The sequence below is a fragment of the Pseudofrankia asymbiotica genome (assembly GCF_001983105.1).
Lineage (GTDB): Bacteria > Actinomycetota > Actinomycetes > Frankiales > Frankiaceae > Pseudofrankia > Pseudofrankia asymbiotica.
The window spans coordinates 1-17,341 of the sequence record NZ_MOMC01000053.1 but is presented as its reverse complement, the minus strand read 5'-3'; the positions used below and the strand labels follow the sequence as shown (position 1 = coordinate 17,341).

Here is a 17,341-nt window from a genome sequence, read left to right as displayed (position 1 = left end):
CGCGGCTCGAACGCGTCATGCGATTGTCATCTGCGCGCAACGTGATAGATCAGGTCGCTGATGCCAACCAGCCGCCGATGGTGTAGGAATCTCCAAGCGACGCACCGTGGCCGGTTGGGTCTGGTGAGTCGGGGCGTGGGATGGGAGATCTCGCGTCGTGACCGCGACGGAGGGGTCAGGTGGCGGACGAGGGCGCATCGCGCCCAGGGGCGGTCGTCCCGACCTTTGGCGCGCCCATCGACGGCGTGGCGCCGTCGATGCCCTGTCGCGACCGGTTCGCGGCGCCTGGCACCGCCCACCCCGTGGATGCCTCGCCCGTGAGGGCAACCTCGCGTCCACGGGTGGCGTCTGGGACGTCCGTGAGGGCCATCGTCGGTGAACTCCCCTGCCCTGGCCGCGTGGACATCCCCGTCGGGAGAAACTCCTGGCCAGGAGCCGCTGGAGTGCTGGTCGCCCGCCCAGCTATCGGGACTGTTGGGCGGGCTGGCAGAATGGCTCCGTTCGGCGGATCCGCGCGGGTCGTGGCGTCCGGCGAGGTTGTGGCAATAGTCCATGGTGCGACAAATGTCGGATTTGCTCACCAGGCGCCCGCCTCGACGTACTCGACGGCACCGTGGGATCGCGGCCGGAGACGTGTCGAGGACTACCGAACCGGGCAGTCGAGACGGCTTTGTCCTGATCGGCTCTGGACGGCGGCCGCGAACGCGGCCAAGCTAGCTAACCGTTGTGACGACTGGACCAGAGGGAGCGGGACGTGACGACACCGTCGGCGGGCAGCGGCCCGACCGTTCGTCGCATCCTGCTCGGGTCCCAGCTCCGGCGGCTGCGTGAGGCAAAAGGGGTAACCCGGGAGGAAGCCGGCTACCACATTCGTGGTTCCGAGTCAAAGATCAGCAGACTCGAACTAGGTCGTGTCAGTTTTAAGGAACGCGACGTCGAGGATCTGCTTACTCTTTACGGCGTGACCGACGAGGCAGAGCGGRCGCCGTTCCTGGCGATGGTCCGTGAGGCAAACCAGCAGGGTTGGTGGCAGAGCTTCTCCGAGGTCCTGCCCAACTGGTTCCAGCCATACATTGGCCTGGAGGAATCGGCTTCCCTGATCCGTACCTACGAACTCCAGTTCATCCCCGGGTTGCTGCAGACCGAGGACTACGCGCGAGCGGTGATCACTCAGGGTAACCGTGGTGTACCCAGGGACATCATCGACACCCGTGTCAATGTCCGGATGAACCGGCAGAAGCTTCTGACCAGGGATAACGCGCCTCGCCTGTGGGTCGTCATCGACGAGKCGGCGCTGCGCCGCCCGATTGGCGGCACCAAGACGATGAAGGCGCWGATCGAGCACCTCCTCGACCTGATGAGCCAGCCCTCCCTGACGCTGCAGGTCATGCCGTTCGACTTCGGCGGCCACGCGGCCGAGGGCGGCRCATTCAGCATCCTTCGCTTCCCGGAAGCGGACATTCCGGACGTCGTCTATATCGAGGTTCTCGGCGGCGCCAACTACCTGGACAAACGCGAGGACGTCGACCGGTACATGGAGGCCATGGACCGGCTCTGCGTCGACAGCACCACCCCGGCTCGCACCGCCGACGTCCTGAGGAAGATCGCCACCAGCCTGTGACAGCCGCGTGACCAGCCGCCATGATCCCTGGCGGCGGTTCGTCATGTCCATGGGCGCCCAGCTCGGCGTGGCTCTCGTCCAGCCGTGACCCCCGCCGTGGCACGGTGTCCGGCGGCTCATGCCCCACACCCCGCCGCGGCCGCCGACCGCCGTTTCTCGCGGAGGGCCGATCCGGCCAGGCTCATCCGTCGCGCGGGCCGGCTGACCCGTTGCGCCGGCTGACGGGTCCGAAGAATCCCCGGCGACGCGACCGTCCGTGTGAAGAATCACCTGTGGCACAGCGGCCGGCCCAAATGATGCTGGGTGCACGTGCATATCGGGTGTGCATTCCACCGTGCATTTCAGGCGCGCACCACGCCGAGCCCGGTGCGCCATTTGATTCGTCATTGTTAACAGGTCGGGCGCGCTCGGTAATCGACATCGTTCCGTGATGGCCCGTCCACCGGGCCGCCATGGGCCGTTCGATGGGTGAGGCATCGGGACCGGGCGGTCGGCCAGATTCTCGCGGCGGCCCGGCGGGTGAGTGTGCGCCGCCCGCCCGCCCGCCCGCACGGCACGGCAATTCGGGAACTGGCCCTCCGCTTGGCCGGCGGCCTCCCGGTTCTCCGCGCGACCTCGCGGTTCTTCACGCGACGGCACGCGAGGGCGCCGTCGCGTGCCGTCGCGTGCCGCTGTGGGGCTTGGGAGCGGAGAGCCCCACAGGCCTGGCCAGGAGGTGTGGCGCGGTATTGGCGCGGGCCGCGGCGAACTCGGTGCCAGTGTGAGGCCGGGGAAGGGCCTCTGCGACCATGGATGGAACACAATGAGCTCCCGGAACGCAGGGAAGGCGCCGTGGACGACCGGATCGCCGATCGCTGGTACGACGCGGTGTGGGTGACGACAACGCGCCCGCCGATGTCACCGACACAGCTCACGTCACCCGTGCCCACCGCCGAGCGTCTGCCCCGCGCCGCGGCGCGCGTCGACCCGTCCTCGCGCGCGCAGCCGCGGGCGCTCGCCGGGTCGCCCGACGCGTACGCGGGGACCACCGCGGCAGCCATGGCCGCTGTGGACCGGGACCCGATCGTGCCGGCGGATGCCTGCGCGTCGCCGATGACGCCCGTGCCGCCCGTGCCGCCCGTGCCGCCCGTGCCGCCCGTGCCGCCCGCGCCGCCCGCGCCGCCCGCGCCGCCCGCCTCCGAGGAGCCGGGTGACGTCGGCGCGGCCGGGATGCGCGCCGAGCTGCGTGAGCTCACCGGCCAGTTGTTCGGAGCGCTCGCCGCCGACCCGGTCGACCGGGTCGTGGGCCGTACGGTCGGCGCCCGGCTCGCCCGGATCGGCTTCGCTGACCCCGACGCCCTTGCCCGGACCGTGGAGGTGCTCGGCCCCCCGCTGTCCGCCGCCGCGGGCCCCGGCCGCGCGCCGGCCGCGTTCGCCGTGCTCGGCGCGGTCGCCTCCGGGCACGGCGAGGCGGTCCGCAAGGGCGCCCTGGCGGCCGCCCGCGACAAGCACGGCGCGGAGCTCGCCGGCCTGCGCGGGGCCGAGCGTGCCCGCCGGCTGAGCGACAGGCGGTTCCGGTCCGTCTTCGAACACGCCGGTATCGGCACCTTGGTGGTCGCCGACTCGGGAACGATCCTGGAGGCCAACGACACCGCGCGCGCGATCGTCGGGCGTGACCTGACTCGCCTGTCCATCGGTGACGTCTGGGACCTGGTCCCGCCACGTGACCGGGCCGGGCTGATCGACATGTGGGCGGCGGTGCGCGCCGGCCGGCCGGGGCACGGCTTCTGGCGGCTGGACCGGCAGGCCGACCTGGACGACGGCGAGGTGTGGGTCTGCCTGACCGCGGCGATGGTCGACGACGACACCGCCGTCGGCGGCTCGTACTACGCCGTCACGATCGAGGACGTCACCAGCCGTCATGACCCGCGGGCAGGGGCCGACCACAGCGGCGGGCCCGACCGTGGCGACGCTCCTGGCGTGGATCACGGCCGCCCACCGCGGCGACTGGCGGAGAGGGGAACGGACCGGTCGGTTCCTGACCCCTCGGCCTCCCGGCAGGGGGCGGCCGCGGCCGCCACGGCGCGGCTGACCCGTTCGATCACGGCGGCGCTGCGCTCCGGCCAGTTCGTCGTGCACTACCAGCCGATCGTCCGGCTGACCGACGGGACGATTCAGGGCGCCGAGGCGCTCGTGCGCTGGGAGCACCCGCGCCGGGGCCTGCTCTCGCCCGAGGAGTTCATCGGCGTGGCCGAGGAGTCGGGCCTGATCGTGCCGCTCGGCCTGCACGTGCTCGAGACCGCCTGCCGCGACGCCGCCCACTGGGCGAGCGCCGCCGCGGCCGCCCGGCTGGCGGCCTCCGCCGGCGAGGCGGTGCCAGGCGGGGTGATGCCAGAGGTGGTGGTGCCTGAGGTGGTGCCAGGCGGGGCCGTCGCCGTCCCGCACGGCCTGCCCGGTTTGTCCGGCGCGGGTGGTGTGGATGGCGTGGACGGGGCGGGCGGGCGCGGCGGGGCTGTCCACGACCCCTTCGTCAGCGTGAATCTCTCGGTGCGCCAGCTGGAGGAGCCGGACCTCGTGCCGGTGATCCTGGGCATCGTCGAGCGCGCCGGGCTGGACCCGCGCTGCCTGCAGCTGGAGCTGGTCGAGAGCCTGATGATCGACGCGTTCGGCCGCCAGACCGAGGCGTTGCGGCAGCTCGCCGACGCGGGCATCCGGATCGCGATCGACGACTTCGGCACGGGCTACTCGAACTTCGCGTACCTACCGACGCTGCCGGTCGGTGCCCTCAAGCTCGCCGGCCAGTTCTGCGCGCGGGACGAGGACGACGAGACGGACGAGACGGTCGGCGAGGGCGAGGCTGAAGCCGGCGTCGAGGCGGGCTCTGGCGTCGCGGTGGGCTCTGGCGTCGCGGTGGGCTCCGGCGTCGCGGTGGGCTCTGGCGTCGGTGTGGACTCGGGCGTCGGTGTGGCTGTGGATGCCCCGGCCTCCGTCGTCGCTGTCGCCGCCGCCGTCGATGACAGCGGTGCCGGTGGCGAGGAGCGGGCTGGGTTACTCGCGGGGCGGTCGGAGACCGAGGCCATGGACCAGCTGGTCGAAGGGATCGTCTCGATCGCGCATCGGCTGGGGCACATCGTCACGGCCGAGTCGGTGGAGACACGCGCGCAGGCGGCACGGATGCTGGCCCTTGGTGCCGACCTCGGCCAAGGCCACCTCTTCGGTCGCCCCATGTGCGCCGACAAGATGGCCGTCGCGTTCGCCGCCGGCGGGGCGAGCATCCCCTTCCCGGGGGCGCCGAACGTTCCTGGCGGCTCGTTGGTCCCCGCGGCTCGCGACGGCCACCGGCACCACGCCGCCCACCGCCACTCGTAGGCCCGCACTCAGGCTCCCGCGCGCCTGCCCCCGCCCCCCGCCCCCTGCCTCCTGCTCTCCGCCCCCGCACCGCGGACCGTGAGCCTCGCCCTTCGCGGCCCGTCCCGGCCCCGTGTCCCGTGCTCGAGCGCTCGCGGAGCGGTGGAGAGCTCATCGCATGCCGATGCCGGCGAGGGCGGCCCGGAAGCCCGACGTGGCGCCGGTCGCGCGGGCAGGGGAGGCGAGCCGGTCGGCGTCGTCGTCCAGATACGGGCGCCAGTCCTCAAGGAAGACGAGTCCGGGGGCGACCAGCTCGAAGCCGTCGAAGAGGGCGAGGGTCTGGGCATGGCCGCGCAGCGTGAGCCGAGGCGCCCCGCGCGCGTAACCGTCGTCGTAGGCGTTCGTCACAGCTCCGCCGGTATCGGCGCGGCTGTTGACCGCGCCCTGGGAGAGCGCGAGGAAGCTGCCCGGGGCGAGGCGTTCGCGGATCCGGGCGATGATCCTCGGCGGGTCGTCCGTGTCCGGGATGTCGTGCAGGACGCCCAGGATCAGTACCGCGATGGGCCTGGTCAGGTCGAGCAGCCGGCGGGTGTCCGGATGGTCGAACACCGTGTCCGGGTCGCGCAGGTCGGCCTGGACGATCGTCGCGTCCTGGTCGCCGGCGAGGACGACGCGGCTGCGGGCGACCGCCGTCGGGTCCAGGTCGACATAGACGACACGGGCGCCGCCGCCACCCTCGCCATAAGCCACACGGGTGCCACCGCCACCGCCACCACGACCGCCACCGCCACCGCCACCGCCACCGCCACCGCGGTCGCGGCGCCGCCGCCGCGCCAGCTCATGCACATTGCCGGCGCGGCCGTCGTCCGTCGGGATGCCGGAGCCAAGGTCGAGGAACTGGGAGATGCCGGCGTCCAGCAGGAAGCGGACGGCCCGGCGCATGAACGCCCGGTTCTCCCGCATGATCGCGTCGATGTCGGGAAGCGTGGCCGACAACCGAGCGGCCAGCTCCCGGTCAACAGCGAAGTGGTTCGAGCCGCCAAGAAAGTAGTCGTAGACCCGCGAGGTGCTCGGCCGTCGGCGATCGGGCCGGTCCAGATGCGGCTCAACGGATGCCACCTGCTACCTCCGCCCCTCGGCCCCCTCCGCCCCTCGGCGCCCCTCCGCCCCCTCCGCCCCTCGGCGCCCCTCCGCCCCCTCCGCCCCTCGGGCAGCGGATGTGCTCAATCCGTACCCCGGCCGCACGCCGCCATCCCCGGCGAGTCGCCATCGGTAACCAGTTTGTTTCGATCCGTGGCAGCTCCGTTCGCCGCTGGGAGGCGAGAGCAGCCGGGAGGCTAAACGAGTAGGTCCGATCTGTGGTCAGTGGGCGATCAGGGACCGGACGACCTGGCCGTCGTGCCCCAGGGGATCTGGCCATGGCCCGTGGGGGCGAAGACCGTCGTCCTGGCCACCACACCCCCTGAGGGGATAGGACCAGGCCCCAACGAGYATGACTCGGGCCGGTCCAGAGGGCTTCAGGTCTCGCATGGCGACAGGACCTTGGAAGCCCGTGCCGTGCCCAGCCACAACTCGCCCAGACTTCGGACCTACTCGCCTAGGCCCAGCCGAGCTCGTGGAGACGGTCGTCGTCGATGCCGAAATGGTGGGCGATCTCGTGGATGACGGTGACCCGAACCTCGCGGACGACCTCGGCCTCGTTCGCGCACATCGCGCAGATCGGTTCCCGGTAGATCGTGATCCGGTCCGGGAGAACCGCGCTGTACCAGTCACCCCGCTCGGTGAGCGGAACGCCCTCGTACAGCCCGAGCAGGCCATCCGCCGAGTCGTCCTCCACGAGGACCGCGACGTTGCGCATCCGCCGGCCCAGCTCGGGCGGCAGGCTGTCCAGCGCCTCGACCACCAGTTCCTCGAACCGATCCAGTGGCACGTTGACGCCCATGCCACCAAGTCTGCCGCCGCGCCCAGTCTCAGGTCCGCCGGACTGGCCGAGGCGGTGCGTGGGGTGGGATCGCGTGGGGTGGGATTCAGAGACGGCGGAGGTTCAGGCGGCGGGTTGGCCGGGGCAGGGGGCGCCGGCGCCGATGCTGACCGACTCCCGGCCGGCCGGGGTGTGGACTTCCACCGGCAGACAGCGCGGGGTGTTGACGTAGTAGCCGCCGGCGAAGACGACCCAGGTGACGCCGTTCCCATGGGCTGGGCAGGCCGGAACGTGGACGACCAGGCCCGGTTCGCCTCTGCCCCAGCCGATCGCGGCCTCGTTGGCGAGGTTCGATGCCAGTGCCAGGTCGACCGCGACGCCGGCGCGAACGAGCAGGCCATACTTCGCGAAATACGCCCGCGGGTCGGATGCCGGGAGGTTGGTGTCTCGGTTCGCCTGCAACTGCACGCGGGTGGGAAGCGCGACGTCGCCCGCGACGATGGAAAATTCACCGGGTGGCGACGAGATCTCGTCGATCACGTCGCCACAGTCCATCGTCCTGCCGCGATCGTCGGCTGGTGCGGTGCCTGGGGAGCCGGAAGCGACGCTCGGGCCGCCGGACCCGCCGGGCGACCCGCCGGATCCTGGCGCCGAGGCTGCCTCATCTGCCCCTGAGGAGCCGCCCGGGGATGACTGGCTCGCGAGCGGCTGAGAACGGGCGGTTCCGGCGGAGTCCTTGCCACCGCCGCAGCCCGCGACTGTCACGGCGAGCCCGAGGACGAGCGCGGTGACGGTCATCGCCGACGCGATGGGCTTGCCAAAGCGTTCGGGCGCGCCGGGCTCTCGCTGGCTGGGCGGAGCGGTCACCCCGGCATCGTCGCAGAGATGCCGGGGTGACCGCGATGACCATTTCGTCGTGCGTTACCGCGGACTTGTCACCAGATGATCATGTTCCGGCCGTCAGACGTCACTGGGTGACGGTGAGCGAGAGGATCTGCGGCTTGGTGACCGGCGCGCCGTCACCTGTCTCACCCTCGGCACCAGGGCCGGTGATCTTGTCGAGGATGTCGAGTCCCTCGGTGATCTGGCCGACGACCGTGTAGCTCCCGGCGAGTGCCTGGGCGCCGTCCCCGGACGGATCGGCGTAGTTGATGAAGAACTGGCTGCCGTTCGTGTCTGGGCCGGCGTTGGCCATGGCGAGCACGCCGCGGTTGTAGTTGACGCCGGTGGTGTTCTCGTTCTTGTACTGGAATCCGGGCGAACCGCCGCCCGTGCCTGTCGGGTCACCGCACTGGAGGACGAAGATCCCGGCGTCGGGACCAGAGGTCTCCCGGTGGCAGGTCGTTCCGTCGAAGTACTTCTTCTCGGCGAGGTAACTCAGCGCGTGCACGGTGCAGGGCGCCTTGACCGCATCGAGAGTGGCTGTCATCGTGCCGAGGTTGGTGGTGATCACCATCTTGGCGGGATTCGTGTCGACGCTGGGCCCCGCCGGCGGAAGCGTGACGTCACGAGCAGGCGCGTTCCCGTCCTCGGTGTAGACACAGTCCCCGACCTTCGACGTCGCCGGCGGCTTGACGCTCGCGGTGGGCTGGGCGTCGACGCTCGCCGTGTCGTCGGACGATGACGAGCCGCCGAGCGACTTCGAGAGCGCGATGGCGCCGACCGTCAGCAACAGGGCCGCGAGGATGCCGAACGCGGCGACCTTGACCTCCGGGGCGAGCTCGCGACGCCGCGGGCGCTCGCCGGAGATGTTCTTCTGCCAGGCCGGCGAACTGCCGTCGCCGTCGCTGTCGTCCTCGTCGTCCTCGTCGTCCTCGTCATCGAAGTCCGGCTCGTCGAGGTCGGCAGGGTCGAGGTCGTCGTCCGCGTCGAGGTCGTTATCGCCGTGGTCAGTGCCAGAGGTGCGGCCGGTGACCTTCACGCCGGCCTCCTCGTCACCGCGAGGGGCTGAGCGGTCCTCGGCCACGTCGTCGACGTCGTTGTCGTCATCGGCGTCAGCCTCGTCGACGTCGGAGGCGTCACTGGACGATTCGGGCTGGTCACGATCCGTAAGAGTAGGGGCGGTGAGCCCCCATGGCCCGGAAGCAGGGTCCCGGGGTGGCGGCAACAGGGCCCAGCCACCGGCGGGCCCACCGGCCGCGTCCGCACCCTGAACCATCGGAATCCCCGAGGCGGACAGGATGATCGGCGGTGGCGCGGCGGCGCCCTGTCTCTTGCCGCTCCGTTCCCGCTTCTCGTCCTTGACGTCCTTGACGTCCTTGACGTCCTTGGCGTCCTTGACGTCTTCCTTGGCGTCGGTGTCCGCCGGCGATGCCGGCGCGCTCGACTCATCGGACCGTGCATCCGGTCCGGCTGGGTCCTTCTCGTCCGGCATCAGCACCTACCTCCCGGCGCCGGAGCCTAGCAACCAAACCTGTACAGCAGCCGCTCACGTCGGCCCCGTCGATGACGTTTGGTATCAGCTTCGTCGCTGTCGCTTCACCTCATTCGTGGCGACACGGTACCGAATGTCGCTAGGCAACAGATCGGATGCCTTCAGGCAAGAGGCGAACGCGAAGTCCCACCCTCCGCGCTGATATCGTGACGTACCGAGGCGTGGATCGGGTGTGCCGTCCGCCGACAGCCGGTTGGCCGCCGGTCGCGGCCGGAGCGGCGGTCACCCTCGCCATGCGCGTGAACTCGTCGTATGTGTCGTTCGTCGTGCCCATGGCTCGTCTCGCGAACGGCCACGGCGGTTCGTAGCCGGCCGCGAACCGCGACGGCCGGCTACGAACCGCCGTGGCCCGCCGTGGCCCGCCGTGGCCCGCCGAGGGTCGCCGTGGACCGTCTCGTGCCCGGCGCCGGCCGTGCCGTGCCGTGCCGGGAACGGGCCGGGCCGGGCGGCGGCCGTCCGCCATCCGCGGCCGTCCTTCAGATGTTGATGGCACCCTGGTGTTCGCGCGTGAATAGCCGGACCGAACGTAAGGCCTACGCATCGAGTGACCGTCAGTTCTGAAAGTCCGGCTGCGGCGATGCCGTATCGCGCACGGTATTCAGGTGGACACGGCGCCTGCGTTTTACCGTAATTCCGGTGAGGAAAGCGGTTTTGCGGCGCGACGTGTGAGGCTATCACGCAGCCGATCATGCCCACGCATTGACTCCCGGTGAGCGTTCTTTGTCCTCGACGGTGGGGGGTTCCGTTCCGGCTCGAGTACCCACCTCGATAGCGTTGCGTCCAAGCAATCTGCAGAGGAGGGACATGGTCGACATCGTTGGYGCGGGCTTCGGGCGCACCGGAACTCTCTCGCTCAAGGGGGCTCTCGAGCAGCTGGGGTTCGGCCCCTGTCATCACGGCTTTGAACTGATGAAACGGCGCGAAACCGTTTTTGACTGGCTCGACGTGGTCGAAGGTAAACCCGCCGACTGGGATTCCCTGTTCGCCGGGTACAGATCAACCGTGGACTGGCCGGGTGCTCGCTTCTGGCGAGAGCTTGCCGCCCACGACCCGGAGTCGAAGGTAGTTCTCTCGGTACGCGACCCGGAGAAGTGGTACGAGAGTGTGAAGAACACGCTCTACCAGGCGATCCTGAACGTCCCGGAGCAGCTGCCGGACGAGGTCAAGCCACTGATCAGGCTCCTCAACCTGCTGATCTGGGACGGCGTCTTCGACGGGCGCTTCGCCGACAAGGACCATGCCCTGCGGGTCTATGAGGACCACATAGCCGAGGTGAAGCGGGAGATCCCGGCGGATCGCCTGCTGGTCTTCGACGTAGCCGAAGGCTGGGAGCCACTGTGCGCCTTCCTCGGCGTGCCGGTGCCCGCTGAGCCGTTCCCCCGCCTCAACGAGCGGGACGCCTACACGGCCCAGCAGCAGGCCCGCGTCGCCACCGCCACCGTCACCGCGGTCACCGCCGCCTAGTTCTGACACCGCCCCGCCAAGAAAAGCAGTGAGGGACCCGTCCCGGCGACTCCCCCCGCCGGGACGGGCCCGCTTCCGACCGACCGTCAAACGTCGGATTTCCCGGGCAAACGATATCTTTGGCGATATCTCCGCGCGCTCGAGCAGTCACCTGTCGACGCGATTGGTGCAGCAGGCGGAACACTCGGATGTGTGTGCGGCAATGACTTCACGCGTTCGATGCGCGGCGTGGAGTGGCAGCCGTTTCCGCGCGGCCTTCTCTCGCGCCAATGGAGGCCTTCCCCGGAACAACCGCTTCGTCGGCGCCGTGGTCGGTTCCCTTGACAAGCTTCTTCACGAGGCCGGCGGTCTCGACCAGGACGCGGCTTCGTCCCTCACGGCTGACCGGAGTGAGCGCGGTGCCGGCCGTTGAGTCGGGCGTCCAGCGGCGTGGGTTCCGAGAACTGCGCTCGGCGTCGCGGACCGGACGTCGCCCGACCCGCGAGCCGGGCCTCCGCCTGCATTCGCCGGGCCCAGTCTCCGGGGCGCCGCAGGGCGCCAGCTGAGGCCGATGCCGAGAGCATGCCCCGCCCCGCCCCGCCCTGGCAGGCGCGGCCGCCTGCTGGTCAACGCGCGCAGGAATGCGGTGCGTGGCCGTGTGTCGCCGGATGCCGGAAAGGGCGGGAGAGAAGGTCGGCGTGCGGTTACAGTCCGCGCGTCGGTCGTGGGACAACGCGGGATCTGGTCGGGGGTGGCCATGCGGTCAGGCAGGTCAGGTGGGACCGGGCGGCGCGGAGGTGGCGTGAGCGTATGGGCGGCCATCCTGGTGGTGGCATCGGTGACCGCGCTCGCTGGCTGTGTCGGCGACGAGCAGCCGGGCAGCCAGAGGGCAGCGACGACGCCGGCCGCGGCCACCACGACGACGGTTCCGGCCGCGGCGACACCCACCGACCCGGGCCGGTCCGGGTCGCCCGGCACGCTGGACGACCCGGTCACCCGGCGGGTCAACCTGGCGCCGGTCGACCGGCGCGGCCAGGCAACGACTGGCTGGACCATCGATGGCAGTGACGATGACCCGAGTTCGCCGATCGACTGCGGCGACACCAGCCGAGTGTCGCCTTCGCCGGCCGCCGTCAGCGGTGACATCTACTACTGCTCGCCGAGCGCCGCCGGCGCGGACGCCTGCTGGCCGACACCCCAGGCCCAGCGAATGCTCTGCCTCCGCGACCCGTTCACGACGACTCTCGACGCACTGACCGCGCAGGCACTCGTCGCCAAGGTCTCCCCGCCGAAGGACCCCGCACCGCTAGGACTGCTCCTGGCGAACGGCGACCACTGCCGGCTGCGCGACGGCGGCGCTTGGAGCTCCCCAGAGGGCCATCCGGACTACGTCGGCTCCTACTCCTGCGGCCCGCACGGCGACGTGTGGGCACCCCAGAACTCGTCAACCGGCGGCATTAACAAGACCGTCAACCGCTGGACCGTCCTCGTCGGCGACATCACCGGCCCTCTCACCACCGTCCCAGTCGCCGAGGCTTACTACGTCGCCACCGCCCCCTGAGCCGATCTACGCCGACGCTCATTTGTCCGCCAGCCGTCCGAGGCTGATCGTCTTTGGGGCGGCTACTCGTTGATCATGATCTGTCGTGCACTGCGATGCGGAAAARGTGTGTTCGGTGGTGTCGCCGCCCGAATCCAGCTGAGTCTGACTCATCTACGGTCATGCATCGGGTGGCCCGGCGTCCAGGTCCACACGCGTGGCACGGCGGTCGCCTTGAACCCTTCTACCGCAGGAGCGGCTTGAGCTATGGCGCGCAGAGACTTCTACGATGACCCGGCGGCACCGAAACCGAACTCGATCGTGCCGGCTGCCACGGCTGTCGTGCCCGACGAACAAGGGCGAGTGCTGCTGATCCGGCGCTCGGACAACGGGAAGTGGGCGCTGCCAGGCGGGCAGATGGACGTCGGGGAGCGGCTGGCGGACTCGGCCGTGCGGGAGGTCCAAGAGGAGACCGGGCTCGATGTCGAAGTCGTGCGGATCCTCGGGCTGTACAGCGACCCGCGGCACGTCATCGCCTACGACGACGGCGAGGTTCGCCAGCAGTTCGCCRTGTGCTTCGAGACCCGCGTCCTGGGCGGCCAGCTCCTGGCCGACGGCAGCGAGGCCAAGGAAGCGCGATTCTTCTCGCAGGCGGACCTGGCCGATCTGAACATCACCCCGTCCACCCGGCTCCGCATCGACCACTACTGGGAGAGACGCCCCGAGCCATACATCGGGTAACCAGTCGACCTCGGTGTACACCAGGCTCGCGGGGATCAGGGTCCGTCTACTGACGCCACAGTCACGGCTCCACGGCGCTCGTCACCTAGGCGATCACGACCCTGCTCGGGCCATCCACCCAGATAGTCCTGCCCGACAGATGCCACTCGTCAGCTAGAAGATCGTCCGGAAATGGACCGGGCACCCACTTCCTACGAGAGCCGGGGCACCGTGCCACGACCACATCCGGCCGGACGGGCGGAAAAGTTCAACATCAGCAAGGGTTGAAAGGTAGCTCGTGATCACCCAATCGAGCCAGAAAAAGCTCAGGTTAGCGAGCTGTACTCGCCGGCGTGTCAGGCAGAAACTAACGTCGGGCCGTCCCCGCGTACCATTTTCTGGGCGTGTCAACCATGCGGGGCTTTCCGTGCGCTATCCCTCCCGGCTTGAGCCCTAGAGGACGCAGGCCCGGCGGCTTGTCGTTCTCTTATAAGGCCCGCGATGYGGTGAGCGGCGTCCGTCGGGTCCTCGTGTTCCCACACTCGGATGACCAGCCAACCGGCCGACTCGAGTTCTGCGTCGGTGTCACGATCACGCTCTCGGTTCTTCGCGATCTTACTCGACCAGAAGTCGCTGTTACGCTGAGCGGGCCGATAGTGGACCGGACACCCGTGCCAGTAGCAGCCGTCGGAGAACAMAGCGACCTTTTGCCGGGAGAAAACGAGGTCTGCACGGCGGCGAAGTCCGTCGAGGGGCGCGACGTCGACGCGGTAGCGGAGGCCGAGTTTGTGGATGGCAGATCGTAGTGCGATTTCGGATTTGGTGTCTCTGCTGCGGTTAGCTCTCATCACTGTGCGTACGGCAGGTGAACTCGCCCAGGAGACGCCTGAGGCGTCGGGGGCGATGAGGAGCTCTTGCTCGAACGCCATGCGCCAGGCCGCTGCGAGGTTCCGGGTTCTTGTAGTCTCCGACACTTCACCGATGTATCGTTCAGGCGATCGCCCGCCGTCCGACCAACGCAGATATGCGCGAATACGGCGAGTCTTGGGGAGGATCTTCAACTCAATCGATGCTCTGGCCGTTCGGCCATCGCCGAGGTCGACGAGTCGCCGGTCACGGCCGCCGGCGGYGCGGTCCTGTTCCGCAGTGCGCGCCGCTCGGTCGAGGCCGGGCCTGCCCTTCCACGCGCGAGCGGGTGGCGATATCTCCTTCCAACGCCCCGACTCCGTGGGGGACTGGTCAGTCACATCACGCTCTCTCGGCCTCGYCCAAAACAGTCGCGACAGCATCGGCGAAGATTCGKCCAAGTCGGACAGGAACAGCGTTGCCAAGTTGGCGCATCTGCTCCCCACGCGGCCCAACCAACTTCCAACCGTCAGGGAACGTCATGACTCGAGCAGTCTCGCGGACCGTCATGTAACGGTGGCTGCCATCATCCAACAACAACACCGATTCGCCGCCGGGGACGCCGTGGACTCCGGCTTTGACGGTCTTAGCGGGCCTATCAAGTTCGTTCGGTGTGTGGCCGGGATAGATTCGGGCATCGGGCCATCCGATGTGATCGTTGAATCCGCCGAGTTTATATTCCTTGCGGTCAAGTTTCTTGACGGGTGGCAAGGGGGGCTGCCCGTCGATGCCCGCGAGCGCATCTCGCAGAGTACGCCAGGCCAATGGTGTGTCCTTCACCAGCGGGATCGCCGGCCTGGAAGGAATCCGGCCTAGGACCTGTTTCCTGACTCTGTCGGGAACCTCGGGATACCGTTCCCAGTATGAACCGTCGAGCATCGACTCGTGAAGTCTCGCCTCCGAGTACCGAGGCCGTACCAGCTCCCGGAAGCGTTCCCAATCGACGCCTACGTCTCGGCGGAACGCGACGATGATCACGCGTTGGCGGATCTGCGGGACACCGTAGTCCGCTGCGTTCACGGGGAAGTGCTCGACGTCGTATCGCTCGTGAGGGTCGACAGTTGCCGTCTCAAGCATGTGTCGCAAGACCTCGTCATGCTCATGCCAGGACCCGCCGTCAGCCCGTTCCTCGAACGGCAACGCGAGTTCCCGCTTAATGTAGTCAAAGTACGGCATGAACGACGGTCGTAGCAACCCCTGCACGTTCTCACACATCACGGCCTTGGGCTGTATCTCACGGATGGCTCGAAACAGGTGTGGGAACCCGTTACGTCCATCCTCGTCGCCTCTGGCGATCCCGCCCAGACTGAACGGCTGGCAGGGCGGTCCCCCGGCTAGGAGATCGACCGCCCCTCGTAGGTAGTCGAACTCCACCTTGGCCACGTCGCCGATGACTAGAGGAGGTCGCCGGCCGGGGGCCGGGACGAGGGGCGGTCGCACGCCGTCCAGTTCGTGCGGGTCGGCCATGTTCACTACCAGGGTCTCGCAAGCACGCCTCGCGAACTCGTTGAGCAGCAGCGGACGGAACCCCGCGTTCTCAACCGCCATCGCGAGCCCGCCGCCCCCAGCGAACAACTCGACACTCGTCCTGCCCGGTGCCGTGACGTGCGACTCCTCGGCGATCGTCATGCGCAAAGCGTACCGCGGAGTTTTCGATCTTGAAAGGGGGTTGGTCTGTGTTCCACCGCATGCACGGCACCTGTGGGCGGCCGTGTCCGAGGCTCTGCGATGATCGGGCGTGACCTGAAGGGCGCGACGTCGAGGAGTGGCCGGATGACGCTGAACTCGGTCGCTGAGTTCAAGCTGAGTATCACCAAGGCGCTGGCAGACCAGCTCGCCGAAGCCTTGGACCCACTCACGCCGAGTCCGCTCACTTCGGAGAACCTCGACCAGGTCGAAGACCGGCCGGGTGTATACATCCTTTTCCTGGACGGTAACCGGGTCTACGTCGGCAAGACCGCGAAGGGTCTGCCAGCCAGGCTCTGGCAGCACCTCAAGAAGATCTCCGGCCGCTCCGGCCTGTCGCTCGACCGCATGAGCTTCGTCTGCGTGTACGTCGACAAGGACATGGACTCGGTCGCACCCGAGCGGATGCTCATCGCCAAGTATGTTCCTCTCGGTGGCGTTCCATGGAATAACAACGGCTTCGGAAACAAAGACCCTGGTCGCAGGCGCGATCACAGTCTTGTGAAGATTAACCATTTCGACGCCGAATACCCCATAARCTTGGAAACCCCCGCTATACTGTCGAGCGCCCAGACGTCCGTCTCGGCGACGCTCGCCACGTTGAAGAAGGCGTTGCCATTTAACTTCCGATACGACACCAGCGCTAAGGGAAAATCGGTCACGAAATCCTCAGGGATCGTCATCCCGCGTACGGCCACAACCTTCCGGCAGGTGATCGAAGAGATCATCAACGTGCTCCCCATCGGATGGCAGGCCACTGCCCTCCCCGGCTATGTGATCCTTTACGGAAACGAAGACGAGTTCCGGAGCGCCACAGGTTGGTGGCGCAAGACCCAAGGCGGCGAGGTGACCTGGCATTCGGGGCCATCTCGCCGCGACCTCTCACAGACCGCGATTCCAGCAGACGGCGACGGGATAACACAGGACGACGAGACGCTGGACGAAGACGACTAAAACTCACGGCTTCGGTGGCCATGGCAGTAGTGAAACAAGCGGACGATTCATACAGCAATCCGCACAGTATCAAGCGGGCTCGCATGGTCTAAACAGACCCCGCATCGCCGGACGCGTCAGGCCGCTGGTTCCCTCTCGACAGCCGGCGATCAATGAGCTTTTTCAAAGTCGGTTTCCTAAAGGCCGTCCGTGGTCAGGGCAAGGATGGCATGGGCGATCGTGCCGACGCGGCGTGGGCAGCCTCGGTAGCGGTCGAAGATGTGCCAGTTCTTCAGGACGGCGAAGCCACGTTCTCCCTGTGAGCGGGTGGCGGCGTGGGTCCGGTTGGCTTCCGTGTCGCGGTCGGGGAGTTCCTTGTTCTTGGGTTTTTTGATGGGGACGAGGAGTCGGTCGCCCTCGCCGCCGACGTAGCCCTTGTCCGCGTAGAGGTAGAGCTGTGAGCGGTCGACGAGGTGGAGGATGTCGTGCATCCGGGCGGCGGTGAGGTCGTGGACGGAGCCGGGCAGCCCTTCGGAGATCCAGATCAGCCGGCCGTGGGGGTCCATGAGGCCCTGGAGGTTGATGCCGTGGTACTTGTGTTTGCCCGAGTAGTACAGCTTGTTGTGGGCGCGGACACGGTTGGTGCGTACGACCGTGCCGTCGAGGATGAGGAAGTTGCTCTGGGTCCACGCGAAGGTCCAGAGGGTGGCGAGCAGGCTGCGCCCGCGGGTCGCGAGCAGGCGGACGGCCTCGCGGATGTAGTTGTGGACGGTGCCGACGCTGACCTGGAAGCCCTCGGCGAGCTGTTCG

13 protein-coding genes are annotated in these 17,341 nt (G+C 68.6%); 6 read left to right on the top strand and 7 right to left on the bottom strand.

Annotation, left to right across the window (positions count from 1 at the left end; translation table 11 throughout):
• Positions 1-754 precede the first annotated feature (754 nt).
• A complete protein-coding gene (locus BL253_RS25800) occupies positions 755-1,621 on the top strand; it encodes a helix-turn-helix domain-containing protein (RefSeq protein WP_076819908.1) in 867 nt (288 codons plus the stop codon).
• A gap of 792 nt (positions 1,622-2,413) precedes the next feature.
• Entirely contained in the window at positions 2,414-4,969 is a 2,556-nt protein-coding gene (locus BL253_RS25795) for an EAL domain-containing protein (protein WP_241835122.1), read from the top strand.
• A gap of 150 nt (positions 4,970-5,119) precedes the next feature.
• Here BL253_RS25795 and BL253_RS25790 read toward each other — a convergent pair whose 3' ends face one another.
• The 4 genes from BL253_RS25790 to BL253_RS45185 form a co-directional block, all read right to left on the bottom strand.
• Positions 5,120-6,067, bottom strand: coding sequence for an SAM-dependent methyltransferase (locus BL253_RS25790; protein ID WP_076819907.1), 948 nt, complete (start codon positions 6,065-6,067; stop codon positions 5,120-5,122).
• Between the two features lie 478 nt (positions 6,068-6,545).
• Positions 6,546-6,878, bottom strand: a complete 333-nt coding sequence (locus BL253_RS25780; protein ID WP_241835121.1) for a metallopeptidase family protein — start codon at positions 6,876-6,878, stop codon at positions 6,546-6,548.
• A gap of 114 nt (positions 6,879-6,992) precedes the next feature.
• Positions 6,993-7,736: a hypothetical protein gene (locus tag BL253_RS41875; protein WP_131831571.1), complete on the bottom strand. Its 744-nt coding sequence runs from the start codon at positions 7,734-7,736 to the stop codon at positions 6,993-6,995.
• A gap of 100 nt (positions 7,737-7,836) precedes the next feature.
• A complete protein-coding gene (locus BL253_RS45185; RefSeq protein ID WP_076819958.1) occupies positions 7,837-9,243 on the bottom strand; it encodes a peptidylprolyl isomerase in 1,407 nt (468 codons plus the stop codon).
• An 864-nt stretch (positions 9,244-10,107) separates the two neighbouring features.
• On the opposite strand from BL253_RS45185, the gene BL253_RS25765 reads away from it, so the two are divergent.
• From BL253_RS25765 to BL253_RS25755, 3 genes are all read left to right on the top strand, one after another.
• Positions 10,108-10,767 (top strand): sulfotransferase family protein, encoded by a 660-nt coding sequence (locus BL253_RS25765; RefSeq protein WP_076819904.1) that lies wholly within the window; start codon positions 10,108-10,110, stop codon positions 10,765-10,767.
• A 781-nt stretch (positions 10,768-11,548) separates the two neighbouring features.
• A complete protein-coding gene (locus tag BL253_RS25760; protein WP_241835120.1) occupies positions 11,549-12,307 on the top strand; it encodes a hypothetical protein in 759 nt (252 codons plus the stop codon).
• Between the two features lie 246 nt (positions 12,308-12,553).
• Positions 12,554-13,027 (top strand): NUDIX domain-containing protein, encoded by a 474-nt coding sequence (locus BL253_RS25755; protein ID WP_076819903.1) that lies wholly within the window; start codon positions 12,554-12,556, stop codon positions 13,025-13,027.
• 386 nt (positions 13,028-13,413) lie between these two features.
• Here the strand turns inward: BL253_RS25755 and BL253_RS43020 are convergent, their stop codons facing one another.
• Both BL253_RS43020 and BL253_RS25745 read right to left on the bottom strand, forming a co-directional pair.
• The gene (locus BL253_RS43020; protein ID WP_198946395.1) at positions 13,414-13,935 is read right to left on the bottom strand and encodes a very short patch repair endonuclease; all 522 of its coding nucleotides are present in this window, start codon (positions 13,933-13,935) and stop codon (positions 13,414-13,416) included.
• A 319-nt stretch (positions 13,936-14,254) separates the two neighbouring features.
• Positions 14,255-15,541 (bottom strand): DNA cytosine methyltransferase, encoded by a 1,287-nt coding sequence (locus BL253_RS25745; RefSeq protein ID WP_076819901.1) that lies wholly within the window; start codon positions 15,539-15,541, stop codon positions 14,255-14,257.
• A gap of 144 nt (positions 15,542-15,685) precedes the next feature.
• Here BL253_RS25745 and BL253_RS25740 point away from each other — a divergent pair, with 144 nt between their 5' ends.
• Positions 15,686-16,552 carry a GIY-YIG nuclease family protein gene (locus tag BL253_RS25740; protein WP_076819900.1) on the top strand — a complete coding sequence of 289 codons (867 nt, stop codon included), beginning with the start codon at positions 15,686-15,688 and terminating at the stop codon, positions 16,550-16,552.
• A 176-nt stretch (positions 16,553-16,728) separates the two neighbouring features.
• Here the strand turns inward: BL253_RS25740 and BL253_RS25735 are convergent.
• A partial coding sequence (locus BL253_RS25735) for an IS5/IS1182 family transposase (protein WP_076819899.1) occupies positions 16,729-17,341 on the bottom strand: 613 nt, incomplete at its 5' end.

What these genes read in the sequence shown, in the direction of transcription:
- BL253_RS25795 (WP_241835122.1), top strand. Translation starts at nt 2,414, where the DNA reads ATGGAACACAATGAGCTCCCGGAACGCAGGGAAGGCGCCGTGGACGAC.
- BL253_RS45185 (WP_076819958.1), bottom strand. Translation starts at nt 9,243, where the DNA reads ATGCCGGACGAGAAGGACCCAGCCGGACCGGATGCACGGTCCGATGAG.